Genomic DNA, 25,474 nt, shown 5'->3' on the forward strand with positions numbered 1-25,474 from the left:
CCGCAGCGACACAGATGTTGCGATTTGCCGCGATAGCGAGGATGGCCATGAAGACGACACGACATCTGACAGCGCTGCTGCTTGCGGCTGCTCTCATCCCGTCGCCGGCCCTTGCGACTGAGGCGCCCTGCTATCGCGGCGTCAATTTGTCCGGCGGCGAATATGGCGAGCGCGGCGGCATCTACGGCACCAACTACACCTATCCGAGCGAAGAGACGATTGGCTATTTCGCCGAAAAAGGCATGACGATCATCCGGCTGCCCTTCCGCTGGGAACGGCTGCAGCCCGCACTCGGCGGGCGGCTCGACGAGGATGAGCTCAAGCGGATCAAAGATACGATCGGCCTGATCCGCAAACATGGCATGGCGGTTCTGCTCGACCCGCATAATTTCGGCTACTACGACAAAACCCAGGTCGGCACGGCGCCGGCGACGGATGCCGCCTTCGGTGACTTCTGGGCAAGGCTCGCCGTCGAATTCGCCAATCAGGACGGCGTTCTCTTCGGCCTGATGAACGAGCCGCACGACATCAAGGCGACGGACTGGCTGGATGCCGCCAATGCCGCGATCCGCAGCATCCGCGCCGTCGGCGCCCGCAACCTCATCCTGGTGCCGGGCACGGCATGGAGCGGCGCGGGCAGCTGGGAAAAGGATGTGATCGGCGGCGCCAACGGCACGGTGATGCTCGGCGTGCGAGACCCGCTCGACTTCTACGCCTATGAGGTCCACCAGTATCTCGACGCCGATACCTCCGGAACCCATCCGACCTGCGAAGGTGCCGGCGCCGCAGTCGCGGCGATCAACGGCGTTACCGCATGGCTGAAGCAGAACCACAAGCGCGGCTTTCTCGGCGAATTCGGCGCCTCCGCCGACAAGGACTGCATGAGCGGGCTGACGGAAATCTACGCCACCATGTCTGACAATAGCGACGTCTGGCTCGGCTGGTCCTATTGGGCGGCCGGCGATTGGTGGCCGGCAACCGAGCCGTTCAACGTCCAGCCGCGCAAGGGTCCTGAGCGGCCGCAGATGCAGCTTCTTGCCGAGGTGGCAAAACCCGGTGCCGGCACTTGCTCCGCCGTCAAGCCTGCGGGGAAATGAGCATGGCAGCCGTCGAGCACAGGGCAGCAAGATTCACTGTAGCCGGCACCGTCGCCGGCAACCGGCTGGATGCCGTCCACGCGGCATCGCGCACCGATCATGTGGTGCTCTGGCTCGGCCTGCTCTCCGTGCTCTACAACGGCATTCTCGCCTTCATCAACCACAACATCGTGCCGCTTTCGATGACGCACGTCGCCGCCAGCGAAGGCCTGATCATGGCGAGCGCCATCATCTACATCCTGCACAAGGGGATCTACGAGACCGATCTTCCGGCCTTCCTGTTCCTGCTGTTCACGCTCGTCGTGACCATTTATGTCAGCGTGCTCAACCGCATGCTGTTCATCGATCACTTCCGCAATGTGCTGATCATCTTTTGCTTCACCGGGCTCGGGGGCTGGAGCAATGAGAAAACGATGAAGCTCGCCTTTCGCTGGGCAAGCCTTACAGTCATGATCTTCCTGATCTTCGAGATCGTCAGCGTGCCGTTCTACGTCAGCATCGTCCATCCGTCCGATTATTTCGCCAATACGCGCGGGCTGCTGCCGCTAAGCTACAACACGACGGGCCTCTTCCAGAACGCGCTCGGCTTTCCCGAGCGCTTCTCCTTCGGCATCATCGACCACCGTTCCTCCTCGATCTTCCTCGAGCAGGTGTCGCTTGCCAATTTCTGCGGCGTGATCGCCGTCTACCTGATTTCGATGTGGGAAAGGCTCAGCCGCTGGGACCGGCTGCTGATGATCGGTACAGCCGTGCTGATCCTGGTGACGAACGACACGCGCACGATGCTGATCTTCTGTTTTGCCTGCATCGTCGGTTATTTCGTCTTTCCGAAGATCCCGAAGAATTTCAATCTGGCGCTGATGCCGCTGATCGTCGCCGCCGGCTTCCTCGTCTACGTCCTGAAACCCAACGCGACCGGCGACAACTTCACCGGCCGCATCAACCTGACGATGAAGAAGATCATGGAGCTCGATCCGCTCGCCATCCTTGGGCTCTCGGTCGACAGGGTCGCCGAATTCGCCGACAGCGGCTATGTCTACCTGATCTACGCGGCGACAATCTTCGGCGTCATCGCTCTATGGCTGTTCGTCTGCCTCTTTCCCGCCGGGCGCACGGCGGCGCAGCGGCGCTGCGCCCATTCACTTTCTCTTTTCATTTTTCTGAATATGATGATCGGGGGCACCGCGGTCTTCTCGATGAAGATTGCCGGTCTCCTGTGGTTCGTCGTCGGATATATGCGTTTCCACGACAGCCCGCGCATCCGGCAGGATCGTCCGGCAGATGTACTGAGTTGATCGCAGCGGCGCCTCGCCGCGCGAGCCCGAGGAGCGCTCGATGCTTGTCCAGCTTCAATATCTGCGCGCCATCGCGGCGCTGATGGTCGTCTATTTCCACGCGGTTTTGCAGCTTGCCAAGGTCAATCCAGCAGTCGACGCCTCCGCCTTCGTCTATGGCGAAACCGGCGTCGACATCTTCTTCGTCTTGAGCGGCTTCGTGATGTGGCTGACGACGAGCGGACGCCCGATGAGCCCGGTGGATTTCGCCCGCCGACGGATCAAGAGGATCGTGCCGCTCTACTGGCTGGCGACGCTGTTTTCGGCGACGGTGGCGCTGGTGGCCCCGTCATTGCTGAAATCGACGGTGTTCGACCTGCCGCATCTCATTGCCTCTCTGTTCTTCCTGCCATGGGCCAATCCCGCCGATCCCAGCACGATCACGCCGGTGGTCGTTCCCGGCTGGACGCTGAATTACGAAATGTTCTTCTACTTCGTCTTCGCGCTGCTATTGCCGCTACAGGAAGTTCGGCGCATCCCGGCGATGTTTGCCGTCTTTGCGGTCATCCTGATCGCCTGCCGGCTGCTGCCGGAAACGACTATGACCCGGTTCTACCGCGAGCCGATCATGCTGGAATTCCTCGCCGGTGTCGTGCTCGGCTGGCTCTACGGGCAGAAGGTGCTTCTGCCGAACCGCTGGGCTTGGGCGGCTGTTGCCATAGGCTTTGCGTTTCTCTTCATCAACGAGGCGCTGATGCCGCCAGAAAGCCGGTTCTATGCCTGGGGAATCCCGGCGATCTTCATCGTCTACGGCGCGATCTCCATCGACTTTTCCAAGTTGCCGGTTGTGGGATGGCTGAACTATCTCGGCGACTGCTCCTACAGCATCTACATCACCCATGCCTTCACCCTGGCTTTTCTGAGAGTCGCCGCCGACCGCCTGCCGATCGGCATCCTGCAGCAGCCGGTGCTCTTCGTCATTCTCTCGCTGGTGCTCTCGTCGATCGGCGGTGCGATCATCCATGAGATCACCTCGCCGCGCCGCCGGAAGGTTGTGGTGGCGAGCCGGCCGCCGGCCTGAAGCGCGTCGATTCTTTCAGATTCTCTTGTCTCGCTTCAGCTCATTGTTTCCGCATGTCATGATCGCAAAATCGCTGCATAGTTTTGCGCGACATGCCTAACTTCAGCGCCGAGGGCGAGAATACGCATCCAAGCGGCGCTGACGGTACAGTTTTTCGCGCAACTTCTCCTAAGCTTCAGACTGAGCAATGACAGAACTTGCACAAACGTGATGGTTTATCTTGCAATTTGTCGCATGAATGAAAGTGCGCCGGCCTATTCGCGGCCCGGGCTTTGATCTAAGCACGGCGGCGGCCTTGGAGAGGGAAAGACATGACAAGTTACGTATTGACGGTATCCTGCAAATCGACGCGCGGCATCGTCGCGGCGATTTCGAGCTATCTGGCAGACAAGGGCTGCAACATCGTCGATAGTTCCCAGTTCGACGATCTCGATACCGGCAAGTTCTTCACGCGGGTAAGCTTCATCTCCGAGGAAGGCGTGCCGCTTGCCGAACTCAAGGAAGGCTTCGAGCCGATCTCCAAGCGGTTCGCCATGGATGCCGAGATCCATGACGGCAATGCACGCATGAAGGTGCTCTTGATGGTGTCGCGCTTCGGCCATTGTCTCAACGACCTGCTTTATCGCTGGAAGATCGGCGCGCTGCCGATCGACATCGTCGGCGTCGTCTCCAACCATTTCGATTACCAGAAGGTCGTGGTCAACCATGACATTCCCTTCCACCACATCAAGGTGACGAAGGAGAACAAGCTGCAGGCCGAAGGCCAGATCATGGATATCGTCGAACAGACGGGTACGGAGCTGATCGTTCTCGCGCGTTACATGCAGGTGCTTTCGGATGCGATGTGCCAGAAAATGTCTGGCCGGATCATCAACATCCATCATTCCTTCCTGCCGAGCTTCAAGGGCGCCAACCCCTACAAGCAGGCCTATGGCCGCGGCGTGAAGCTGATCGGAGCGACGGCGCATTACGTCACCGCCGATCTCGACGAGGGCCCCATCATCGAGCAGGACACGGCGCGCATCACCCATGCGCAGTCGCCTGACGATTACGTCTCGATCGGCCGCGACGTCGAAAGCCAGGTGCTGGCGCGTGCCATCCACGCCCATATCCACCACCGCACCTTCCTGAACGGCAACCGCACCGTGGTCTTTCCGGCAAGCCCCGGCGGCTACGCCTCCGAACGCATGGGTTGAGCGCCGCCTAGACCCTGCATCTCTTTTGCTGGCGAATGACAATCTCCCGTTGCCTGCTGGCTGCAAGTACTTGATTATCTCGTTCAATAGGTAATCGAATCATGCTGCGGAGGGGTGTCATGACCGACGAGGCGCTTGTTGATCGCATGGCGCTGCCGCGTCCCGACGTCACCGCTAGCGACGCGGAAGAGATACTCCTTGCTCATTACAGCCTATCCGGCACGCTTACCGAACTCGGCAGCCAGGAAGATCGAAACTATCGCGTCGATAGCGGCAGGGGTCGTTACGTCCTGAAGATCTGCCATGCCGCCTACGAGATCCGCGAGCTCGAAGCACAGAATGCGGCGATCCACCACCTCAAAAGCAGGCAAGGTGCGCCGCGCGTTCCGAAGGTGATCCCCACCAATGAGGGGCGGGAGATCGTCGTCCTTACCGTGCGTGGGCAGGGCTATCAGGTCCGGCTGCTGGAATATCTGGAAGGCCATGGGCTGACGGAGCTGACCTATCTGGCGCCGGCTTCCGTGGCAGCCGTCGGCGCGCTCTGCGCCAGGCTGGCGCAGGCGCTTGCCGATTTCGACCATCCCGGTCTCGACCGCAGCCTGCAATGGGACCTCAGACGGGCAGGTCCCGTTGCCGTGCAGCTGCTTTCGGCCATCACCGACAGTGCGGCGCGCGACCGGATCGCCAAGACCATGGTGATGGCCGTTCGCCGCATCCAGCCATTGGCGCCATCGCTTCGGCTGCAGGCCGTGCATCACGACGTCACCGGTGACAATGTCGTCGGCCACCGTAACGCCCGTGGCCATATCATCCCCGACGGGGTAATCGATTTCGGCGACATCATCCGTGGCTGGCTGGTCGGCGACCTCGCCGTCACCTGCGCTTCGCTGCTGCATCAGGCAGATGGCGACCCTTTTCATGTCCTGCCCGCCGTCACCGCCTATCAGGCGATCTATCCGCTGATCGACGAGGAACTGAAGGCGCTCTGGCCGTTGGTCGTCGCACGCGCGGTCATTCTCGTCGCCAGCGGCGAGCAACAGATTTCGGTCGATCCCGATAATGACTATGTCCGCGACAATCTCGACCGCGAGCGGGCGATCTTCGATACGGCGATGTCGGTTCCCTTCGAACTCATGGAAGCCGCGATCCTCAAGGCAGCCGGCGCAGATGTCGCCGCGCCGGAAACATCGGGATGGCTGCCGCTGCTGCCCGACATCGATCCCGCCGGGATCGCCTATGTCGATCTTGGGGTGCGGAGCCTGCATTTTTCCGCCGGCAACTGGCTGAATGCCGACATGGACTGGCGGCTGCTTGCCCGCATGGCAACCGAAAACGGTACGGCAGCGACACGCTACGGCGAATATCGGCTTTCCCGTGCGGGAACCGCGAAGGGACAGGCGACCTGCGCCCTGCATGTCGACATATGCCTTGCCGCAGGCAGCGCGATTGCCGCGCCCTTTGCCGGCCGCATCGGCTGGAAGGACCAGCATCTGACAATCGCCGGCGACAAGATGACCCTGCATCTCGATGGGCTCGACCTCTCGGTCGAGGATGGAGCCGAGATTGCCGCCGGCGATTCGCTCGGCACGGTTTTCGGAGAGGCGTCGTCGCTCGGCGGGCTGCGCGTCCAGCTTTGCAGCGTCGCCGGTCTCGAACCACCGCTCTTTGCCTCACCGCGCGCGGCGGCGGCCTGGTCGGTGCTCTGCCCTTCGCCTTCGCTGCTTCTCAGCCCGCAAGCAGATGCGCCGCAACCTGAAACCGCCGCGCTCTTCGCCAGGCGGCGGGCGCATCTCGCAAGGCCGCAGAAGAATTATTATGCGGCGCCGCCGCAGATCGAGCGCGGCTGGAAGGAACATTTGTTCGATGTCGAGGGCCGCGCCTATCTCGACATGGTCAACAACGTCACCATTCTCGGCCATGGCCATCCCAGGTTCGGGGCAGCGATCCACGCCCAATGGCTGCGGCTCAACACCAATTCGCGCTTCCACTATGCCGCGATCACGGAATTTTCCGAACGCCTCGCCGCCCTGTCGCCGGACGGGCTCGACGCGGTCTTCCTGGTCAACAGTGGCTCGGAGGCGAACGATCTGGCTCTTCGGCTGGCGAAGGCGCATAGCGGTGCGCGCCACATGCTCTGCCTGCTCGAAGCCTATCACGGCTGGTCAGCGGCGAGCGACGCCGTCTCCACCTCGATCGCCGACAATCCGCAGGCGCTGACAACCCGGCCGGACTGGGTGCACACCGTCGTTTCGCCGAACACCTATCGCGGCGACTTCCGTGGTCCCGATACGGCAGCGGATTATCTCGGCATGGCGACGCCGGTGCTGGAGGCAATTGATGCTGCGGGCGAAGGCCTTGCGGGCTTCATCGCCGAATCGGTCTACGGCAATGCCGGCGGCATTCCATTGCCGGAAGGCTATCTTAAAGAGCTCTATGCGCAGGTACGTGCTCGCGGCGGCCTCTGCATCGCCGACGAAGTGCAGGTCGGCTATGCCAGGCTCGGGCATTATTTCTGGGGCTTCGAGCAGCAGGGCGTCGTGCCTGATATCATCACCGTCGCCAAGGGCATGGGCAACGGCCATCCGCTCGGCGCCGTCATCACCACGCGGGAGATTGCGCAATCGCTGGAGAAGGAGGGCACTTTCTTTTCCTCCACGGGCGGCAGCCCCGTCAGCTGCATCGCCGGCATGGCGGTGCTCGACATCATGGCCGATGAAAAGCTGCAGGAAAATGCCCGGACGGTCGGCGATCATCTGAAGGCGCGGCTCGCCGCGCTGATCGACCGCCATCCGATTGCGGGCGCCGTGCACGGCATGGGCCTCTATCTCGGTCTCGAATTCGTCCGCGACAGAACGACGCTGGAGCCGGCGACGGAAGAGACGGCTGCAATCTGCGACCGGCTTCTCGAACTTGGCGTCATCATGCAGCCGACCGGCGATCACCAAAATGTGCTGAAGATCAAACCGCCACTCTGCCTCAGCATCGACAGCGCCGATTTTTTCACGGACATGCTGGAGAAGGTGCTCGAAGAAGGCTGGTGACACAGGGCTTCCATCATTAACCAAATCGGTCATTTCGAGGCATGTCGAATTTTAATGAGACGGGCCATTGCCTGATACAGCAAGGCTTCCTATGTCTGCCGCGGTGATCGATCGAAGTTCGATTCTGTCATGCGAATTTAACGAAGAGCTGATATGTTTCTTTCTGTAAGTTCGGGCTATGACGGAATGAATTTTTTCGGATCGTCGATATTTTGACACGTTTCGGAATATGTTTCTGACAGGCTATCGGGTAATCTCTACCAAGTTAGTGGATTATAGAAGACAGCCTTCACCGGCCCCGGGCTCTACCGGGACCACTCAAGTGCAACGCCAACACAAGGAACGAGCATGATAGACATCGATATTCTCGCCGATCTCCTTGGGCGATCTGTGCTTGGCAATGACCGTCCGGGCGCCCTCTCCCGCCCGAACTGTCGAATGTGACGTTCGTCCTCCTTTCAACGGTACCAGACAAGTCAATTCGCCATGGCTGCGCATATCGCGCGGCAGGAGTTCTATCTATGAAGAAGCAAGTTATCGAATATGCAGGCGTTCCCGTCGGGATCGTCATTCCCGATGAAGACCGGCTGAAGTTCATCGCCGTGAAATTTCATGTCCACGACCTCGACGAGCAGCGTTTCGGCTCGCCGGACGAGGTGCGGCTGGCCATCCATGACCTGATGACCCGCCGTCATCCGAAGCCGCTTCATGCCTGAGGGCATGAGGCCGCGATCAGAATTCACGGCTTTTCCCGATGTCCGACCGGTCCCGCCAAATGGGGCCGGTCTTGTTTTTTGAGGACAATTGCAGTCCTATCGGCGGCCTTTGCGTCTAGAGCATTTCCGTTTTTCTTCGAGTGAAAATGCTCTATCTCTTTGTTTTCACGCAATTCCGAACGCAAAACAGCTGCACGCTTTTGCTGGAATTGCTCTAAGGATCCGCCCTTGCCCGATCTTCTGAACCTCATCACCGACATCGAAGGCGTTTCCGTCGGCCATGCGACCGACCTTGCGCTCGGTTCCGGCGTCACGGTCATCGTCTTCGACGAACCGGCCGTCGCATCCGGCACGGTGCTCGGCGGTGCGCCCGGCGGGCGCGACACCGGCCTGCTCGATCCGTCGATGACCGTCAATGCCGTGGATGCCTTCGTGCTTTCCGGCGGCTCGGCCTTCGGGCTGGATGCCGCCGGCGGCGTGCAGGCGGGCCTGCGCGAGCTCGGCCGCGGTTTTGCCGTCGGGTCGGTGCGCATTCCGATCGTGCCGCAGGCGATCCTGATGGACCTGCTGAACGGCGGCGACAAGGATTGGGGCCTTCACTCGCCCTATCGCGACATGGGTTACACGGCACTCCAGGCTGCGGCCAAGGGCACATTCGCGCTCGGCACGACAGGTGCCGGGACAGGAGCGACGACGGCCACCGTCAAGGGCGGGCTCGGCTCGGCCAGCGCCGTCAGCAGCGCCGGGTATCGCGTCGCGGCGATCGTCGCCGTGAATGCGCTCGGTTCGGCAACGATCGGCGACGGGCCGCATTTCTGGGCGGCGCCTTTTGAAAAAGATGCGGAATTCGGCGGGCTCGGCATGCCTGCGGTGGCCGACCACCGGATGCGGCTCAAGGGCATGAACACGCCGGCAACGACGATCGGCGCTGTTGTGACCGATGCGCAACTGACGAAGGCCGAGGCGCACCGGCTTTCGCTCGCCGGCCATGACGGGTTTGCCCGAGCACTGCTGCCGGCGCACCTGCCGCTCGACGGCGACACCGTCTTTGCCGCTTCGACGGCCAAGCATCGAAGAGACGACATGGCGAGCCTGATGGAGCTGTGCCACCTCGCGACCATCGTCATGGCCCGGGCGATCGCCCGTGGCGTCTACGCCGCGACCGCCCTTCCGGTCGAGGGCGCGCAAAAGGCCTGGCGCGACTGCTACCCGAATGGTCGTTGATTGAGATCTTTGTTTTTATGCATGTCGTTGTCCCAAAACCGCTGCGCACTTTTGGGCGACATGCATTAGGGTCGGAACCGGAACCCACAACGTGCCGAATGGCGGAGAGACGTGAATGCAGATCCGGGCGCTGATGTATTTCGACGAACTGGTCAGGACCAATTCGATGCGCCAGGCAGCCGAGAACCTCAATGTCGCGCCGACGGCGATCAGCCGGCAGATCGAGAACCTCGAATATCATTTCGGCGCGCCGCTCGTCGAACGCAGCGCTCGCGGCGTCAAGCTGACGGCCGCCGGCGAACTGCTCGCCGCCCGCGCTGGCCGGACGCTGCGCGAACTCGATCACGTGCAGCAGCTGATCGAGGACCTGAAGGGCCTGCAGCGCGGCCGTGTCAGCATCTATGCCAATGGGGCGACCGTCGCCAATCTGCTGGCGCCGGCGCTTGCCGAATTCAGCCTGAAATATCCGAAGCTGCGTTTTACCGTGACGATCACCAGCGCGCGGCAGGCGGTCGATGCCGTCAACAGCGCCGAGGCGGATATTGCGGTGACGCTGTTTGCGCCTCCGATGTCCGGCACCAAGGTGCGGCTGCGCTCCGAGATCGCCTATGATCTCATCGCCACGCCGCAGCACCCGGCAGCCGCACATGACGAGATCCCGCTGAGGAAGCTTGCCGACTATGCATTGGCGCTGCCGGATCAATCCTTCGGCTTCCGCCAGGCCTTCGACGCGCTGTTCGAGAAAGAGGGGTTGAGCCTCGATCCCGTCTTCGTCACCAGCTCGCTCGAAATGCTGAAGGAACTTGTGCTCAGCGGGGCTGCCGCCACGCTGCTGCCGGCGCTGACTGTCCGCCGCGAGATCGAAGCGGGTCAGCTCCTTGCCATTCCGCTGGCCGGCAAGACCGGCATCCGCACCCATGTCGATCTCTGCGTCGCGCCGGACCGGCAGCTGTCCTTCGCCGCGACGAAACTGCTCGACTTCATCGAGAGGTTCATGCGCGAGCGCACGAACCGCCGGGCCGAGACGAAAGACTGACGCTTCGCGCTTGCATTGCCCGCAGATTTGCGGTGTAGCTTTTTCGGCTACACTGAGCACACAAAATCGTCATTGTGTGTGCACCGGCATAGTGTCACTCTCCTCGCAAAAGGTCTTCGTCATCGACGCGCGGCCAGACAAGGGAACATGATGATCAAGCTTTCGTTTGCGCCTTCAGCGCGTTTCGCCCGGCGGCTTTCGCTCGGTGCCGCGCTCTCGGCCGGCCTGGTGATGACGGCGATGACGCCGGCCGAGGCGGCGAAGACCACGCTCAATCTCGGCATGAGCGTCGAGCCGACCGGTCTCGACCCGACGATCGCAGCACCGGTCGCAATCGGCCAGGTGACCTGGCAGAACGTGTTCGAAGGGCTGGTGACGATCGACCACGCCGGCAAGATCCAGCCGCAGCTGGCAAAAAGCTGGGAGATCTCTCCCGATGGCCTGACCTATACCTTCAAGCTGCAGACCGGCGTCAAATTCCATGACGGCGAGGCCTTCGATGCCACTGCCGCCAAGTTTTCGCTCGACCGCGCCCGTGGCGCCGATTCGGTCAATCCGCAGAAGCGCTTCTTCGCTTCGATCGCATCGATCGATACGCCCGATGCCGAAACGCTGGTGCTGCATCTCTCGGCACCGACCGGCAGCCTGATCTACTGGCTCGGCTGGCCAGCCTCGGTGATGGTCGCACCGAAGACGGCTGCCGACGACAAGACGACGCCGGTGGGCACCGGTCCGTTCAAATTCGCCAGCTGGGCGAAGGGCGACAAGGTCGAACTCGCCAGGAATGCCGATTATTGGAACAAGGATGCGGCCGCCAAGCTCGACAAGGTGACCTTCCGCTTTATCGCCGATCCGCAGGCGCAGGCGGCTGCATTGAAATCCGGCGATCTCGATGCCTTTCCGGAATTTGCAGCACCCGAACTGATGAGTTCCTTCGACGGCGATGCGAGGCTCGTCACCAGGATCGGCAATACCGAGCTCAAGGTCGTTGCCGGCATGAACAATGCCAAGAAGCCTTTCGACGACAAACGCGTCCGCCAGGCGCTGATGATGGCGATCGACCGCAAGACGGTAATCGACGGCGCATGGTCCGGCCTCGGCACACCGATCGGCAGCCACTACACGCCGAACGATCCGGGCTATCAGGACATGACCAATGTGCTGCCCTATGACGTCGAGAAGGCGAAGGCGCTGCTGGCCGAAGCCGGCTACCCCAACGGTTTCACCTTCACGATCAAATCGCCGCAAATGGCCTATGCGCCGCGTAGTGCCCAGGTGATGCAGGCGATGTTTGCCGAGATCGGCGTGACGATGAATATCGAGCCGACGGAATTTCCGGCGAAATGGGTCCAGGACATCATGAAGGACCGCAACTTCGACATGACGATCGTTGCCCATGCCGAACCGCTCGACATCGACATCTATGCCCGCGATCCCTATTATTTCAATTATAAGAACCCCGCTTTCAACGCGCTGATGAAGAAGGTCCAAGAGACGGCCGATCCTGCCGCGCAGAATGCGATCTATGGCGACGCGCAGAAGATCCTCGCCGAGGACGTGCCGGCGCTCTACCTTTTCGTCATGCCGAAACTCGGCGTCTGGGACAAGAAGCTGAAGGGCCTGTGGGAGAACGAGCCGATCCCTTCCAACGTGCTGTCAGGTGTTTCCTGGGACGATTGAGAGCGGCAGGCTGGGGTGGGATGAGTCTAGGAGACATCCGACATGCATTTGGCCGATATCGCGCGCAGCCGTCTCCCTTCCTCACCACGTCGGTTCAGCTCGGGTTCGCTGGCGAATGACATTCCTGACGCAAGCGCTTGTGCCGTGAATGGCTCCTTCCCGCTCCGCCCTCCGTCATGCTCGGCCTTGAGCCGAGCATCCACACCGCATCCACCAGCAGCCTTGGCATGGATCCTCGGCTCAAGGCCGAGGAGGACGGAGAGTGGGGTTGGCGTTCTCGCCAAACTCGCCGCCGATGCGCCGGGGAGCCGCCGTTCCACATCGAAAGTGTGGCACGCATGATCTCACTCCTCGCCCGCCGCTTCGCCGCTCTTCTCGTCACGCTGGTCATCGTCTCACTGCTGATCTTTGCCGTCATGGACCTTCTGCCCGGCGATCCCGCCTCGATCATGCTCGGCACCTCGGCAACACCGGAAACGCTTGCAGCGCTCCGTCACAGTCTCGGCCTCGACCAGCCGCTGCTGCTGCGTTACGGGCAATGGTTGACCGGCGTGCTCTCCGGCGATCTCGGCAGTTCCCTGACCTATGGCGTACCGGTCGCGGGGTTGATCGTCGAGCGGCTGGCGGTAACGCTGCCGCTGGCGCTGATGGCGATCGTGCTTTCGGTGGCGATTGCCCTGCCGCTCGGCGTGGTGGCCGCGTCGCGCCGCGGCGGTGTCTTCGACATCATCGCAACGCTGTTTTCGCAGATCAGCATCGCCGTTCCCGCCTTCTGGGTGGCGCTGCTGTTGATCATCCTGTTTTCGACGATGCTCGGGCTGATGCCGGCCGGCGGTTTCCCGGGCTGGAGCGCCGGCCTGCTGCCGGCATTGCAGGCGCTGGTTATGCCCGCCGTCGCGCTGGCGATGCCGCAGGCGGGAGTGTTGACGCGGGTGGCACGCTCGGCGGTGCTCGATACGATGCATGAGGACTTTGCCCGCACCGCCGTTGCCAAGGGACTGTCACGTAGTGCCGTGCTTTGGCGGCATATCGTGCCGAATGCACTGATCCCGATCCTCACCATGATCGGGCTGCAATTCACCTTTCTCGTCGCCGGCGCGGTGCTGGTGGAAAACGTGTTCAACCTTCCCGGCCTCGGGCGGCTCGCGCTGCAGGCGCTCTCCCAGCGTGACATCATCGTCATGCAGGATGTCGTGCTGTTCTTCGCAGGCCTGGTCATCGTGATGAATTTCATCGTCGATCTCTCCTATCTGGCGATTGATCCCAGGATGAGAAAGGCGGCCTGACGCATGGCACCGATCGTATCCAACGCCATCATCAGCCGCCGCCGGGTCTTTAGATTTAGCCGGCGAATGAACCTGATTGCAGGGTCTGTCATCATCGGCCTGCTGGTCGCCGTTGCGCTGCTGTCGCTCGTCTGGACACCGCTGCCGCCGGCGAAAATGCAGATCATCCACAAGCTGCAGCCGCCGCTTGCATTCGGCCTGCTCGGCACGGACCAGTTCGGCCGCGATGTGCTTTCGATGCTGATGGCGGGATGCTGGAATTCACTGTCGATCGCCATCACTGCGGTTGCGATCGGCGGGACGCTCGGCTCGATATCAGGCATTTCGGCGGCGGCAATCCGCGGTCCCTTCGAGGCGTTGCTGATGCGGATCTGCGACGTCATCTTCGCGCTTCCGCCGATCCTGTCGGCCATGGTGCTCGGCGCCTTTCTCGGGCCAGGGCGGTTCACCGCGATCACCGCGATCGCCGTCTTCATGATCCCGGTTTTTGCCCGCGTCACACTCGCGACCTCGCTGCAGGCCTGGAGCCGCGACTATGTGACGGCGGCGCGCGCGATCGGCAATACACGCCTGACCATTTCGCTGCGCCATGTACTGCCGAATATCATCAGCCAGATCATCGTGCATGGTGCGATCCAGCTGGGGCTGGCGATCCTGACCGAAGCGGGTCTCAGCTTCCTCGGGCTCGGCATGGCGCCGCCGGCGCCGACCTGGGGTCGGATGCTTGCCGATGCGCAAACCTATCTGGCGCTCGCCCCCTGGCTGGCGATCCTGCCCGGCCTTGCCATCGCGCTCACCGTCTTCGGCTTCAACATGCTCGGCGACGGTTTGCGCGATCTGCTCGACCCGCGCGAGGCGAGCCGCTGATGTCCTCCCAAGACGAAAAGCCCGAAAGACCATGCCATGACCGAAACCGACCTCACCATCCGCGAACTCAGGCAGCGTTTCACCGATAAGAGCCTTTCCCCTCTCGAATACTGGCTCGCCCTCGAAGACCATATCGCCGCCTGGGAGCCGTCGATTTCGGCGCTCTACCTCTACGATCCGGAATCGGCGCGCGCCCAGGCGAAAGCATCGACGGAGCGCTGGGCGAAGGCAGAAACGCTAGGTCCCCTCGACGGCATCCCGGTGACGCTGAAGGAACTGATCGCCACGAAGGGCCAACCGGTGCCATCAGGCACAAGGGCAGTGGAACTCAAACCGGCAGAGGCCGACGCGCCGGCCGCGGCCCGGCTGCGGGAAGACGGCGCGGTGATCTTCGCCAAGACCACCTGCCCCGATTACGGCATGCTTTCCTCCGGGCTTTCGAGCTTTCATCCTCTCAGCCGCAATCCCTGGAACACCACGCAGAATCCCGGCGGATCGAGCGCCGGGGCTTCCGCAGCGGCAGCGGCCGGTTACGGACCGCTGCATATCGGGACCGATATCGGCGGCTCGGTGCGCCTTCCCGCCGGCTGGACCGGCATCTTCGGCTTCAAGCCAAGCCATGGCCGCATTCCGGCCGATCCCTATTATGTCGGGCGCTGCGTCGGGCCGATGGCGCGCACAGTCGAGGATGCGGCCTTTTCGATGGCGACGCTGTCACGGCCGGACTGGCGCGACGGCACCAGCCTGCCGCCGAACGATTTCAACTGGATGGATCTCGACATCGACCTGTCGGGCATGACGATCGGGTTGATGCTCGATGCCGGCTGCGGGCTTGCGGTGGACGACGAGATCAGGGGGGCGGTCGAAACGGCGGCGAAACAGTTCGAGGCGGCCGGCGCGACCATTCTATCGGTCCAGCCAGTGCTGACACGCGCAATGCTGGATGGGCTCGACAATTTCTGGCGATCCCGGCTCTGGGGCGATATTGCCGATCTCGACGAGGAGCGGCGCGACAGCATCTTGCCCTATATCAGGGATTGGGCGAAGGGTGGCGCCGACATCCGCGGCGTCGATGCGGTCAGAGGCTTCAACCAGACGATCGAGATGCGCAAGAGCTGCGGACGGCTCTTCACCGAGGTCGACGCCCTGCTTTCGCCGACCAATCCGATCATCTCCTATCCGGCCGAATGGGCATCTCCGACCAATGATCCGGCCCTGCCGTTCGAACATATCGCTTTCACGGTGCCGTGGAACATGTCGGAGCAGCCGGCCGCCTCGATCAATTGCGGTTTCTCCCGCTCAGGCATGCCGATCGGGTTGCAGATCGTCGGGCCACGCTTCGACGACATGCGGGTGCTCAGACTGTCGAAAGCCTTCGAGGATTGGACGGGCACATTGAGATCCTGGCCGCAGCCTCCGATCGGCTGATCAGCTGATCGGGCGGCGATAGCCGGTCGGTTGCTCGTAGAGCCAGCCGATGCGCTCGACCGCGGCCTCGAAATTCTCGCGCGCCACCGTCATGCTATGGCCGTTGGCGTGCAGAATGGTTTCCGGATCTTCGAAGACGGCGACATGACCATTCCAGAATACCAGGTCGCCACGACGGATTTCGGAGCGATCGATCGGCTGGCCGAGGCCCGCCGCCTGCATATCGGTATCGCGTGGCACAGCTCTGCCCGTCATCAGCATCGCCAGCTGGACGAGGCCGGAGCAATCGATGCCGAGGCCGGAACGTCCGCCCCAGAGATAGGGCGTTTCCAGGAAACGGGCGACGACCTCCACGTAATCGGCGCCATCGAGGGCGCCGATCGGCTGGACATGCTTGGCGAAGATCGCCGTTCCGTCCTCGAGCACGACATAGCGATTGCCGCGCGCTTCCGCCACGCCGGCGACATGAACGCGGCTTCCCATCGACAGGATCGCCTGGTGGGGCTTACGCAGTTCCGGTTCGGGATAGACGAAGGAGCGTTGCACGGTGACGATATGGGTCGGCGCCGGCCGGCCTTCCAGGAGCGCGTCCGCCGCGACATAACCGACATAACCGTCCGAGGCGGCTTTCACCCAGCACCAGCCACCGGCGCGATCGAAAACCGTCACGTCCTCGCCGAGAAGCAGTTCGGTATCGATGCCGCGGGCAAGGTCCGGTTCGGGACGCAGGGCCACGACCGGGACGGCAACGCGGGCGGGCGCGCCTTCAGTAAAACGCGAAGCCTCGACCTTGCCTTCGAGCCCCGCTTCCGCGAGATCAGACCTGTAGGCATGCAGGCGGCGGTCGAGTATCGTCATTCGCATTCCTTTCAGATCGGCAACCGGCGGGCCTGATCTCGGATGAGATCGCCGAGCTTTTCCAGATAGAGCGCGCCGTCGACAGTGCGCTTGATAAGCACGTTGCGCCGGTCGGCATCGTCGCGCACGCGGTCGACCAGACCCATCCCGCCCATCGTGTCCAAGGCGCGGGTGATGACCGGCTTGGTGACATCTAGCGTGGCGGCAAGCCCGCGCACCGTGTGCGGCGGCGGCACCAGATAAATATGCAGCAGGATCGCCATCTGGCGCAACGTCAAATCGCGGTCGTCGTGGCGGACCTGATCGAGCGCCGCGCCATGCCAGAGCCCCAGCGCCTGGGAGGCGGTCAGTTCGATCGGCACGGCCCCTCCGGAAGATCGTTACGCTAACGTTCCATTTTCCGGCAGTTGCCCTGCATATGCAAGGGCTGCCGGGAATTGCCGCCCGGTAAGGTGAATAAAATTTTAACGATCGGCAGCGGGGCGCAACGCGTGAACACGCGGCGCGCCTCAACCTTTTTTGCGTATGGGGTCAACGCAGCTTTCGCGGATATGGTGAAAGAGCGCGCGGATCGCCTGTGCCTCGCCGCCGCCCGGCGAATGCGGCCGTTCGGACGGAGCCCAGCCGTAAATGTCGAAATGCACCCAGCTCTTCGCCTTGCTGACGAAACGCTTGAGGAAGAGGGCCGCAGTGATCGCACCCGCCATGCCGCCGGCCGGTGCATTGGTGAGGTCGGCGAACTTGGTGCGGATATCCTTTTCGTAGCCGGAATAGAGCGGCAGGCGCCACAGCGGATCGTCGGTTTCCAGGCTCGATTCGGTCAGGTCATGCGCCAGATTGGCGTCATCGGTGAAGAAGGGTGGGAGATCCGGACCGAGGGCAACGCGGGCAGCACCGGTCAGCGTCGCCATGTCGATCAAGAGCTCGGGCTCTTCCTCGTCGGCATAGGCAAGCGCGTCGGCAAGGATCAAACGGCCTTCGGCGTCGGTATTGTCTATCTGGACGGTTAGGCCCTTGCGGCTGCGGTAGATGTCGCCGGGCCGGAAGGCATTGGACGAGATCGCGTTTTCGACGACGGGGACAATGACGCGCAGGTCGACCTTCAGCTTGGCGTCCATGATCATCAAGGCAAGCCCCATGACATTTGCCGCGCCACCCATGTCCTTCTTCATCAGCAGCATGGAGGCGGCAGGCTTGATGTCGAGACCGCCGGTATCGAAGCAGACGCCCTTGCCGACGAGCGTCACCTTGCGATGGCCCTTCTTGCCCCAGCGCAGCTCGAGAAGGCGCGGCGCGTCGGCGCTGGCGCGGCCGACAGTATGGACCAGCGGGAAGTTCTGCTTGAGCAGGTCGTCGCCCGATATAACCGATATCTCCGCCTTGTAATGTTCGGCCAGGCCACGGAAAACGGCCTCGAGCTGGTTCGGCCCCATATCGTTCGTCGGCGTATTGATGAGGTCGCGGGCGAGAAAGACGCCGGCGAGCTGGCGCTTGATGTCGGCGGCGTCGGCATCGCGGGGGATCATCAGCGTCGCCGCCGGCGATTTTTCGGATTTGTAGCGGTCGAAACGGTAGCTGCCGAGCCCGAAGCCGAGGGCCAGGCGATTTGCCGTCAGCGGCGCGGTCTCGATGTGCCAGTCGCCGGCCGGCAGCGCACGGGCGAGCCTGCCGGTGATATAAGGCTGCTCGGATGGATTGGTGCCGAGGCCGTAAAGCGCGCCGCCTAGATGGCCTTCGGCCGTCGGGATCAGCAGCAGCGACCCGCTTTCAGCCTTGTAGCCTGCCCTGCGCGCCCAATCGAGCGCGATCGGATCGATCGTGCCGGTTTCGATATGGGCAGGCGTGACGGCAAAGATCGGCAGCGTCGAGCCGCCCTTCGCGTTGAAAGGGGTCGGTCTCTCGATGAACTGATAGGGGGCCATGATTGTCCTTCGGCGGTCGTAAGGAATCGTTCCTTAACGGTCTGTTAGGGTTAACAGACTATTGCTGGAGCGAAGATTACGCGTCAAACCTTTCCCTGTTCCGCTTCGAGGTCAGGCGCCGATTTCGGAATCCAGGAACGCGTCATGCCTACCTCGCTCACCACTACATTTACGAATCGTATCCTGCAGGGCGCTGCGGCAACGTTGCTCGTCTTGGCACTTGCCGGTTGCTCGACGACCAAGGACCGGATGACAACGGGCTCGGTGCCGAAACTCACCAAGCCGGTCGAAGAGATGGACGCGACCGAACTGCGCTCGGCGACGGGCCGGCTCGGCCAGGCCTATGAAAAGAACCCGCGCGATCCGGTCACCGGCGTCAACTACGCCAATCTGCTGCGCATGAACGGCCGCGACACGCAGGCGCTCGCCGTCATGCAGCAGGTGGCGATCGCCAATCCCGGCGACCGCAACGTGCTGGCCGCCTACGGCAAGGCGCAGGCGGCGGCCGGCCAGTTTCAGCAGGCGCTCGACACGATCGGGCGCGCCCAGACACCGGACCGTCCGGACTGGAAGCTGATCTCGGCCCAAGGCGCGATCCTCGACCAGATGGGCCGGGCAAGCGATGCCCGGCAGCGCTACCGCGACGCGCTCGACATCCAGCCGAACGAGCCCTCCATCCTTTCCAACCTCGGCATGTCCTATGTGCTGACCGGCGATCTGCGCACGGCCGAAACCTACCTGCGCTCCGCCGCCGGCCAGCCCACAGCCGACAGCCGCGTCAGGCAGAACCTTGCCTTGGTCGTCGGTCTGCAGGGGCGTTTCCCGGAAGCCGAGCAGATCGCCCGGCGCGAACTTTCGCCGCAACAGGCCGATGCCAATGTCGCCTATCTCAGAGGAATGCTCTCGCAGCAGAATTCCTGGCAGAAACTCGCCGCCAAGGACAAGACGCCTGGCGCAGCGGACGGCAGCAATACCAACTGACCGGATCTCCTCTGAGCATGAGAGCGTCCGAAGTCACTCGCGCGCCAGCCTATCGATCACTTACGCCCGCGAGAATGAGCCGGAGGCCGAGGCCGGCCATGACGGCACCCGCGGTGCGGTCGATCCAGCTCTTGGCGGCAAGATAGATCCGCCGCGGGTGGCGGGCCGAAAAGGCGAAGGCCACGATCGAATACCACCCGGCCTCCACGACGAACACGCCGAGCGGCAGCGCGACGATGAGATCGAGCGGCACCGTTCTCGGCAGAAGTGCCGCAAAGAGGCTGGCATAGACAATGATGGTTTTCGGGTTGCTGAGTTGGGTCAGCAGCGCAGTCGTGAAGCTCAATCTCAGCGCGCGGTTGCCATTGACGGCGTCAGAGACTTCGAGCGGCTGACCGGCGCTCCTCCAGATATTGACGGCGATATAGACGAGATAGGCGCCGCCTGCGACCTTCAGCAGGATATAGAGCCATTCAAACTGAGACAGCAGCGCCGTCAGCCCGGCAAGCGCCAGCACGGCAAAAACGACACCGCCGACGCCCATGCCGAGTGCGGCCGCAAGGCCATCCAGCCTGGAACGCGAGATGGCAATCCTGGAGACGACGACGAAGCTCGGGCCGGGGCTCATCGCGCCGACCGCCAAGGCTGCAATGATGCTGATGAAAATACCGGTAGAAGACATCGGAGACCTCTCTTTTGGATTGAACGAGCGCCAGGGGCACTGTGGCTGCATCCGCGCGCTTGCCAATGGTCGTCCATCGCATTTACCAGCTATGCCGGCGGCGGTCACGCGTGTTCGAAGGCCGCGATCGGCCGACGGCCTTTGAAGGCAACAGCGTCTCTGCCGAAAGCGGCATCCGCTTTTCGGGGCCGGCGCAATCGTCAGAACTTGTCCGCCACCTGAATGCCGGCCGGACCGAGAATGACGGCGATCAGCACCGGCAGGAAGAACAGGATCATCGGCACAGTCAGTTTCGGCGGCAGCGCGGCCGCCTTCTTTTCCGCTTCGTTCATGCGCTCGTCGCGCCCTTCCTGGGCGAGAACGCGCAGCGCCTGCGCGACCGGCGTGCCGTAGCGATCGGCCTGGATCAGCGCCTGAGTCACCGAACGCACCAGCTCGATCTGAGTGCGCGTGGCAAGATTTTCGAGCGCCACGCGACGATCGGGCAGGAATGAGAGTTCGGCCGTGGTCAGCACCATCTCCTCGGCGAGAGCCGGCGACTGCTCGCCGAGTTCTTCAGACACACGGCGCATCGCGGCCTCGATCGAGATGCCGGATTCGACGCAGATCAGCATCAGGTCCAGCGCATCCGGCCAAGCGCGCTTGATCGAGTGCTGGCGCTTACCCATGAGGTTGGAGATATAAATGTTCGGTGCGTAGAAGCCGAGATAACCGACGCCGATGACGGCGAAGAGGCGGATCGGCGTGCCCTTTTCGGCGAGATTGCCGAGGCCGAAGACCCAGAAGGCAGCTAGCGCCAGGAAAAGGAAAGGCAGCAGGAAACGAGCTACCAGGAAGGTATTCAGCGCATTCTCCGAACGAAACCCGGCGGCACGCAGCTTGTTGACCGTGTTTTCGTCGACCAGCGCCTTACGCAGGTTGAAGCGCTCGACGATCTGACGGACCGAGCGGTTGTTCTGGCTCCTGAGCGAGGCCTTGCCGGCGCCGGTTTCCGTGTTCATGCGGGCGCGTTCGCGAGCACGGATCTGCTCGCGCTCGGTGGAAACAGCCTTCATGCGCTTGTTCAGATCGCCGCGCTCGAAGAAGGGAACGGCAATCGTGTAAAAAGTGGCGAAGACGGCGATCGCGACGAGAAGGGCGATCAGCATGCTCGGATTGGTCAGCGTTGCGGCAAGATCCTGCGACATGGTGCTTCCTTCCGGCTAGATGTCAAAATTGACCATGTTGCGCATGACGAAGATGCCGATCGACATCCAGATCGCCGAGACACCCATAATGAAATGGCCGCGCGGATCGGTGAAAAGGATCATCATGTAGTTCGGCGACGTCATGTAGACGAGGGTCGCGACGATGAAGGGCAGAGCCCCGATGATGACGGCCGACGCCTTGGCTTCCATCGAGAGCGCCTGGACCTTGGCCTTCATCTTCCTGCGCTCGCGCAGCACCTTGGAGAGGTTGCCGATCGCTTCCGACAGATTTCCGCCGGCCTGCGACTGGATGGCGATGACGATGGCGAAGAAGTTGACTTCCTGGAGCGGCATGTGGATCGTCATGCGGGCGCAGGCGTCGGGAATGCTGAGGCCCACCTGCTGCGCCTCGATCACCCGCAGGAACTCACTCTTGACAGGCTCGGTGCCTTCGGTCGCGATAAGGCGGATCGCATCGTTGAGCGGCAGGCCTGATTTGATCGAGCGCGTGATGACGTCAAGCGCATTGGGGAACTCGTTCAAAAATTTGGTCTGGCGGCGTTTGATCAGGAAGCCGACGACCCAACGCGGCAGACCGAGACCGGCAACGACGGCGATACCGACCATGACCATCAACGATGCGCCGACGACCAAAGCGACAAGCAGCAGCACGGAGGCGAAGACGGCGCTGATGAGATAGAATTTCGCCGCCGTGATCGTCAAGCCGGCCTGCATCAGCCGCGATTTCATCGACACGGTCTTCTTGGTCTTTTCGTGCTGGCGCTTTTCCAGATCCTTCAGATTGTCCTGCACCGATTTACGGCGCTTCGACAGCTCTTGCACCCGGTCACGGGCGGCCTTGACCTTGATCCGGTCGCTTTCGGCCGATTTGACGCGATTGATGCGGCTTGCCGATTTCTTGTCGGCCTCGATCTTCGAAAACAACAGCGCATAGGCGACCGCCGCCGCGGAGACGGCGGCGAGGACGACGATTGCCAACACTATCGGATCGAACCCGAACATCTCGCCTATTCCTTCGTTTTCGCTTCCATCGCATCGAGGGCGGCGGCAAGACGCTTTTCCTCGTTGAAGTAGCGGGCGCGATCCCAGAAATGCGGCTTGCCGACGCCGGTCGACATGTGCCGGCCGATCAGGCGGCCGTTCGCATCCTCGCCTTCGATCTCGTAACGCATCAGGTCCTGGGTGATGATGACGTCGCCTTCCATGCCGATCACCTCGGTGATCTGGGTGATGCGGCGTGAACCATCACGAAGGCGTGCCGCCTGAATGACGACGTCGACCGAGCTTGAAATGATCTCGCGCACCGTCTTTGCCGGCAGGGTGAAGCCGCCCATGGCGATCATCGATTCGATACGGCTCAGGCATTCGCGGGGCGTGTTGGCGTGGATGGTGCCCATCGAGCCGTCGTGACCGGTATTCATCGCCTGCAGCAGGTCAAACACCTCCGGTCCGCGCACTTCGCCGACGATGATGCGCTCGGGACGCATGCGCAGGCAGTTCTTGACCAGATCGCGCATGGTGATCTCGCCCTCGCCTTCGATATTCGGCGGGCGCGTTTCGAGACGGACGACATGCGGCTGCTGCAGCTGCAGTTCGGCGGTATCCTCGCAGGTGATGACGCGTTCGTCCCTGTCGATATAGTTGGTGAGGCAGTTCAGAAGCGTGGTTTTGCCCGAGCCGGTGCCGCCTGAAATGACGACATTGCAGCGCACGCGCCCGATGATCTGCAGCACGGTTGCGCCTTCCGGGGTGATCGCGCCGAAACGGACGAGCTGATCGAGCGTCAGCTTGTCCTTCTTGAACTTGCGGATGGTGAGCGCCGGCCCGTCGATCGACAGCGGCGGCGCGATGACGTTGACGCGCGAACCATCCGGTAGGCGGGCGTCGCAGATCGGGCTCGATTCGTCGACACGGCGGCCGACCTGGCTGACGATGCGCTGGCAGATCGAGAGAAGCTGCGCATTGTCGCGGAAGCGGATCTCCGATTCGATCGTCTTGCCGCCGACTTCGATGAAAGTCTGGCCGGCGCCGTTGACCATGATGTCGGCGATATCGTCGCGCGCGAGCAACGGCTCCAACGGGCCGTAACCGAGGACGTCGTTGCAGATATCCTCGAGCAGTTCTTCCTGCTCGGAGATCGACATCGCAAAGTTCTTGATGGTGATGATGTCGTTGACGATGTCGCGGATTTCCTCGCGCGCACTTTCGCCGTCGAGCTTGGAGAGCTGCGAGAGATCGATCGTGTCGATCAGCGCTGAAAAGACCTGCGCCTTGGTGTCGTAATATTCATCAGTGCGGGCCGGGCGCTTGCGCTGCGGCGTCTGCATCGGCGGTGGCGTCACCTGCTGGCGTGCGGAGTCGCGCGAGGGTTCGACCAGAATGGAGGGGGAAGAGGCCGCAGGGGCGGCGGCCGGAACCGGCGGCGGCGGAGCAATCGCCCCTCCGACCTTTCCGGAACCTTCGTTTCCGCGTTTTCCAAACATGCCACTCGATCCAATCTGCTCGTTCTAGAGCATTTCCCGATCTCTCCGAGTCACGGAAATGCTCTGTCTTTTTGCTTTCACGCAATTCCGGACGCAAAACCGCTGCACAGTTTTGCTGGAATTGCTCATCGTCTACTTGCGCTTCAGGAGGCCCAGCAGACCGCCCTTCTTCGCCTTCTTGATCGCGACACGGCCGGTGACGATATGCGATATCTGCGAAAAGGTTTCCGCCGTCGGCGACTTCGGGTCGACTTCGGAAATCATCCGGCCGCTATTGGCGGCGTTGCCGAAAAGATTGATGTCGAAGGGGATGATCGCGATCGGATCGATCTCCAGCGGCTCACAGAAATCCGACGGCGAGATCTCCGGCCGTTTCGGCATGCCGACCTGATTGAGGATGAGATGCGGCGGCCTGTCGTTCGGCCGCATCTTGCGCAGCGCGTCCAGCATGTTCTTGGCGTTGCGCAGATTGGCGAGATCGGGAACCGCCGCGATGACCACCTCGTCGACGCTCGACAGCACCGAGCGCGTCCATTCCGACCATGTATGCGGAACATCGAGCACGGTGACGGGCGCGCTGCGCTGCAGGACATCGAGCACCGGCTGGAACGCCTGGCCGTCAAAATCATAGGCACGGTCGAGCAGCGAGGGTGCGGCAAGCAGCGACAGATGCTCGGAGCATTTCGTCAGCAGGCGGTCGAGGAAGACCTCGTCGAGACGATCGGGTGCGAAGACCGCTTCGGCGATGCCCTGGGCCGGATCCTGGTCGAAGTCGATGTTCGCCGTGCCATAGGGCAGGTCGAGATCGGCGAGGATCGTCTCGGTGGAGAAGAGATTGGAAATGCCGAAGGCGCAATTATGCGCAATGGTCGAAGCGCCGGTGCCGCCCTTCGAGCCGATGAAGGCGATGCTGCGGCCGAGCGGCTCGGCGTCTGGATCGACAAAGATCGAGGCCATCGCCGTAAGGATATCAGGCATGGCGACGGGCTGGACCATATATTCGGAAATCCCGTTGCGGATGAGCTCGCGATAAAGCCCGATATCGTTGTAATAGCCGATAATGACGACCTTGGTCGTCGGATCGCAGACGGCGGCGAGTGGCGCGAGTTCGCCGAGCAAGTTCGCGGCATTCGCCTTGGTCTCAAGGATGATGAGGTTCGGCGTCGGGGCGCCGGAAAACATATTGGCGGCAGCGGCGATGCCGCCGCTGGTGATGCGCATGCTGACTTTCGCGACGCGCCGATCATTGGCGCAGCGTTCCATGACATGCTGCAGGGCCTCGCTCTCGCAGAAGGCATGCACGGAGATGCGCGGCAGCGGCCGCATGTTTTCCAGATCCGCCATGCGCACCGCCTCCTCGGCATTGCGAAGCTCGCTGGGATTCCTGATTTCGTATTCGATCGCGCTCATCGTT

Annotated in this window: 21 protein-coding genes; 13 read left to right on the top strand and 8 right to left on the bottom strand. The window is 62.2% G+C overall.

The window, feature by feature from the left end; all coding sequences use genetic code 11:
- Positions 1–47 precede the first annotated feature (47 nt).
- The 12 genes from A6U98_RS24070 (at position 48) to A6U98_RS24125 (ending at position 15,926) form a co-directional block, all read left to right on the top strand.
- Positions 48–1,097 carry a glycoside hydrolase family 5 protein gene (locus A6U98_RS24070; RefSeq protein WP_064653414.1) on the top strand — a complete coding sequence of 350 codons (1,050 nt, stop codon included), beginning with the start codon at positions 48–50 and terminating at the stop codon, positions 1,095–1,097.
- A 2-nt stretch (positions 1,098–1,099) separates the two neighbouring features.
- Positions 1,100–2,392, top strand: a complete 1,293-nt coding sequence (locus tag A6U98_RS24075) for a hypothetical protein (RefSeq protein ID WP_064653415.1) — start codon at positions 1,100–1,102, stop codon at positions 2,390–2,392.
- Between the two features lie 40 nt (positions 2,393–2,432).
- Positions 2,433–3,452: an acyltransferase gene (locus tag A6U98_RS24080; RefSeq protein ID WP_064653417.1), complete on the top strand. Its 1,020-nt coding sequence runs from the start codon at positions 2,433–2,435 to the stop codon at positions 3,450–3,452.
- Positions 3,453–3,763: 311 nt separating this feature from the next.
- The gene (gene purU, locus A6U98_RS24085; protein WP_018244360.1) at positions 3,764–4,648 is read left to right on the top strand and encodes a formyltetrahydrofolate deformylase; all 885 of its coding nucleotides are present in this window, start codon (positions 3,764–3,766) and stop codon (positions 4,646–4,648) included.
- Positions 4,649–4,767: 119 nt separating this feature from the next.
- Positions 4,768–7,689 carry an aminotransferase gene (locus A6U98_RS24090; protein ID WP_064653419.1) on the top strand — a complete coding sequence of 974 codons (2,922 nt, stop codon included), beginning with the start codon at positions 4,768–4,770 and terminating at the stop codon, positions 7,687–7,689.
- Between the two features lie 521 nt (positions 7,690–8,210).
- The gene (locus A6U98_RS24095) at positions 8,211–8,405 is read left to right on the top strand and encodes a hypothetical protein (RefSeq protein WP_003544544.1); all 195 of its coding nucleotides are present in this window, start codon (positions 8,211–8,213) and stop codon (positions 8,403–8,405) included.
- A gap of 228 nt (positions 8,406–8,633) precedes the next feature.
- Positions 8,634–9,629 (top strand): P1 family peptidase, encoded by a 996-nt coding sequence (locus tag A6U98_RS24100; protein ID WP_064653421.1) that lies wholly within the window; start codon positions 8,634–8,636, stop codon positions 9,627–9,629.
- A gap of 115 nt (positions 9,630–9,744) precedes the next feature.
- Complete coding sequence (locus tag A6U98_RS24105; protein ID WP_027682150.1) at positions 9,745–10,665, top strand: LysR family transcriptional regulator; 921 nt, start codon at positions 9,745–9,747, stop codon at positions 10,663–10,665.
- 150 nt (positions 10,666–10,815) lie between these two features.
- Positions 10,816–12,345, top strand: a complete 1,530-nt coding sequence (locus A6U98_RS24110; RefSeq protein WP_197496436.1) for an ABC transporter substrate-binding protein — start codon at positions 10,816–10,818, stop codon at positions 12,343–12,345.
- A 338-nt stretch (positions 12,346–12,683) separates the two neighbouring features.
- Positions 12,684–13,631, top strand: a complete 948-nt coding sequence (locus A6U98_RS24115) for an ABC transporter permease (RefSeq protein WP_064653425.1) — start codon at positions 12,684–12,686, stop codon at positions 13,629–13,631.
- 3 nt (positions 13,632–13,634) lie between these two features.
- Positions 13,635–14,498, top strand: coding sequence for an ABC transporter permease (locus A6U98_RS24120; RefSeq protein WP_064653427.1), 864 nt, complete (start codon positions 13,635–13,637; stop codon positions 14,496–14,498).
- Between the two features lie 36 nt (positions 14,499–14,534).
- A complete protein-coding gene (locus tag A6U98_RS24125) occupies positions 14,535–15,926 on the top strand; it encodes an amidase (RefSeq protein ID WP_064653429.1) in 1,392 nt (463 codons plus the stop codon).
- On the opposite strand, the gene A6U98_RS24130 is transcribed toward A6U98_RS24125, so the two are convergent.
- The 3 genes from A6U98_RS24130 to A6U98_RS24140 form a co-directional block, all read right to left on the bottom strand.
- Positions 15,927–16,784 carry an NlpC/P60 family protein gene (locus tag A6U98_RS24130; protein ID WP_064653430.1) on the bottom strand — a complete coding sequence of 286 codons (858 nt, stop codon included), beginning with the start codon at positions 16,782–16,784 and terminating at the stop codon, positions 15,927–15,929.
- Between the two features lie 11 nt (positions 16,785–16,795).
- Positions 16,796–17,146, bottom strand: a complete 351-nt coding sequence (locus tag A6U98_RS24135) for a MarR family winged helix-turn-helix transcriptional regulator (protein ID WP_064653432.1) — start codon at positions 17,144–17,146, stop codon at positions 16,796–16,798.
- Between the two features lie 147 nt (positions 17,147–17,293).
- Entirely contained in the window at positions 17,294–18,706 is a 1,413-nt protein-coding gene (locus tag A6U98_RS24140; RefSeq protein WP_064653434.1) for a M17 family metallopeptidase, read from the bottom strand.
- Between the two features lie 144 nt (positions 18,707–18,850).
- Between A6U98_RS24140 and A6U98_RS24145 the strand changes: the two genes are divergently transcribed.
- Positions 18,851–19,687, top strand: a complete 837-nt coding sequence (locus tag A6U98_RS24145) for a tetratricopeptide repeat protein (RefSeq protein ID WP_064653436.1) — start codon at positions 18,851–18,853, stop codon at positions 19,685–19,687.
- Between the two features lie 49 nt (positions 19,688–19,736).
- Here A6U98_RS24145 and A6U98_RS24150 read toward each other — a convergent pair whose 3' ends face one another.
- The 5 genes from A6U98_RS24150 to A6U98_RS24170 all read right to left on the bottom strand — a co-directional run bounded on the left by A6U98_RS24150 (position 19,737) and on the right by A6U98_RS24170 (position 25,470).
- Positions 19,737–20,369 carry a LysE family translocator gene (locus tag A6U98_RS24150; protein ID WP_064653438.1) on the bottom strand — a complete coding sequence of 211 codons (633 nt, stop codon included), beginning with the start codon at positions 20,367–20,369 and terminating at the stop codon, positions 19,737–19,739.
- Positions 20,370–20,569: 200 nt separating this feature from the next.
- On the bottom strand, positions 20,570–21,556 hold the full coding sequence (locus tag A6U98_RS24155; RefSeq protein ID WP_064653440.1) for a type II secretion system F family protein: 987 nt from the start codon (positions 21,554–21,556) through the stop codon (positions 20,570–20,572).
- Between the two features lie 15 nt (positions 21,557–21,571).
- A complete protein-coding gene (locus tag A6U98_RS24160; protein ID WP_064653441.1) occupies positions 21,572–22,579 on the bottom strand; it encodes a type II secretion system F family protein in 1,008 nt (335 codons plus the stop codon).
- Between the two features lie 5 nt (positions 22,580–22,584).
- Positions 22,585–24,060 carry a CpaF family protein gene (locus A6U98_RS24165; RefSeq protein WP_064653442.1) on the bottom strand — a complete coding sequence of 492 codons (1,476 nt, stop codon included), beginning with the start codon at positions 24,058–24,060 and terminating at the stop codon, positions 22,585–22,587.
- Between the two features lie 132 nt (positions 24,061–24,192).
- Positions 24,193–25,470 (bottom strand): CpaE family protein, encoded by a 1,278-nt coding sequence (locus A6U98_RS24170; RefSeq protein WP_064653444.1) that lies wholly within the window; start codon positions 25,468–25,470, stop codon positions 24,193–24,195.
- Positions 25,471–25,474: the final 4 nt, after the last annotated feature.

The sequence above is a fragment of the Rhizobium sp. WYCCWR10014 genome, assembly GCF_001657485.1.
In the GTDB taxonomy this organism is placed as follows: domain Bacteria; phylum Pseudomonadota; class Alphaproteobacteria; order Rhizobiales; family Rhizobiaceae; genus Rhizobium.

Excerpts from the sequence above, each read along its gene's own strand:
- A6U98_RS24070 (WP_064653414.1), top strand. The coding sequence starts at position 48 with ATGAAGACGACACGACATCTGACAGCGCTGCTGCTTGCGGCTGCTCTC.
- A6U98_RS24075 (WP_064653415.1), top strand. The coding sequence starts at position 1,100 with ATGGCAGCCGTCGAGCACAGGGCAGCAAGATTCACTGTAGCCGGCACC.
- A6U98_RS24080 (WP_064653417.1), top strand. The coding sequence starts at position 2,433 with ATGCTTGTCCAGCTTCAATATCTGCGCGCCATCGCGGCGCTGATGGTC.
- purU (WP_018244360.1), top strand. The coding sequence starts at position 3,764 with ATGACAAGTTACGTATTGACGGTATCCTGCAAATCGACGCGCGGCATC.
- A6U98_RS24090 (WP_064653419.1), top strand. The coding sequence starts at position 4,768 with ATGACCGACGAGGCGCTTGTTGATCGCATGGCGCTGCCGCGTCCCGAC.
- A6U98_RS24095 (WP_003544544.1), top strand. The coding sequence starts at position 8,211 with ATGAAGAAGCAAGTTATCGAATATGCAGGCGTTCCCGTCGGGATCGTC.
- A6U98_RS24105 (WP_027682150.1), top strand. The coding sequence starts at position 9,745 with ATGCAGATCCGGGCGCTGATGTATTTCGACGAACTGGTCAGGACCAAT.
- A6U98_RS24110 (WP_197496436.1), top strand. The coding sequence starts at position 10,816 with ATGATCAAGCTTTCGTTTGCGCCTTCAGCGCGTTTCGCCCGGCGGCTT.
- A6U98_RS24115 (WP_064653425.1), top strand. The coding sequence starts at position 12,684 with ATGATCTCACTCCTCGCCCGCCGCTTCGCCGCTCTTCTCGTCACGCTG.
- A6U98_RS24120 (WP_064653427.1), top strand. The coding sequence starts at position 13,635 with ATGGCACCGATCGTATCCAACGCCATCATCAGCCGCCGCCGGGTCTTT.
- A6U98_RS24125 (WP_064653429.1), top strand. The coding sequence starts at position 14,535 with ATGACCGAAACCGACCTCACCATCCGCGAACTCAGGCAGCGTTTCACC.
- A6U98_RS24130 (WP_064653430.1), bottom strand. The coding sequence starts at position 16,784 with ATGACGATACTCGACCGCCGCCTGCATGCCTACAGGTCTGATCTCGCG.
- A6U98_RS24140 (WP_064653434.1), bottom strand. The coding sequence starts at position 18,706 with ATGGCCCCCTATCAGTTCATCGAGAGACCGACCCCTTTCAACGCGAAG.
- A6U98_RS24145 (WP_064653436.1), top strand. The coding sequence starts at position 18,851 with ATGCCTACCTCGCTCACCACTACATTTACGAATCGTATCCTGCAGGGC.
- A6U98_RS24150 (WP_064653438.1), bottom strand. The coding sequence starts at position 20,369 with ATGTCTTCTACCGGTATTTTCATCAGCATCATTGCAGCCTTGGCGGTC.
- A6U98_RS24155 (WP_064653440.1), bottom strand. The coding sequence starts at position 21,556 with ATGTCGCAGGATCTTGCCGCAACGCTGACCAATCCGAGCATGCTGATC.
- A6U98_RS24160 (WP_064653441.1), bottom strand. The coding sequence starts at position 22,579 with ATGTTCGGGTTCGATCCGATAGTGTTGGCAATCGTCGTCCTCGCCGCC.
- A6U98_RS24165 (WP_064653442.1), bottom strand. The coding sequence starts at position 24,060 with ATGTTTGGAAAACGCGGAAACGAAGGTTCCGGAAAGGTCGGAGGGGCG.
- A6U98_RS24170 (WP_064653444.1), bottom strand. The coding sequence starts at position 25,470 with ATGAGCGCGATCGAATACGAAATCAGGAATCCCAGCGAGCTTCGCAAT.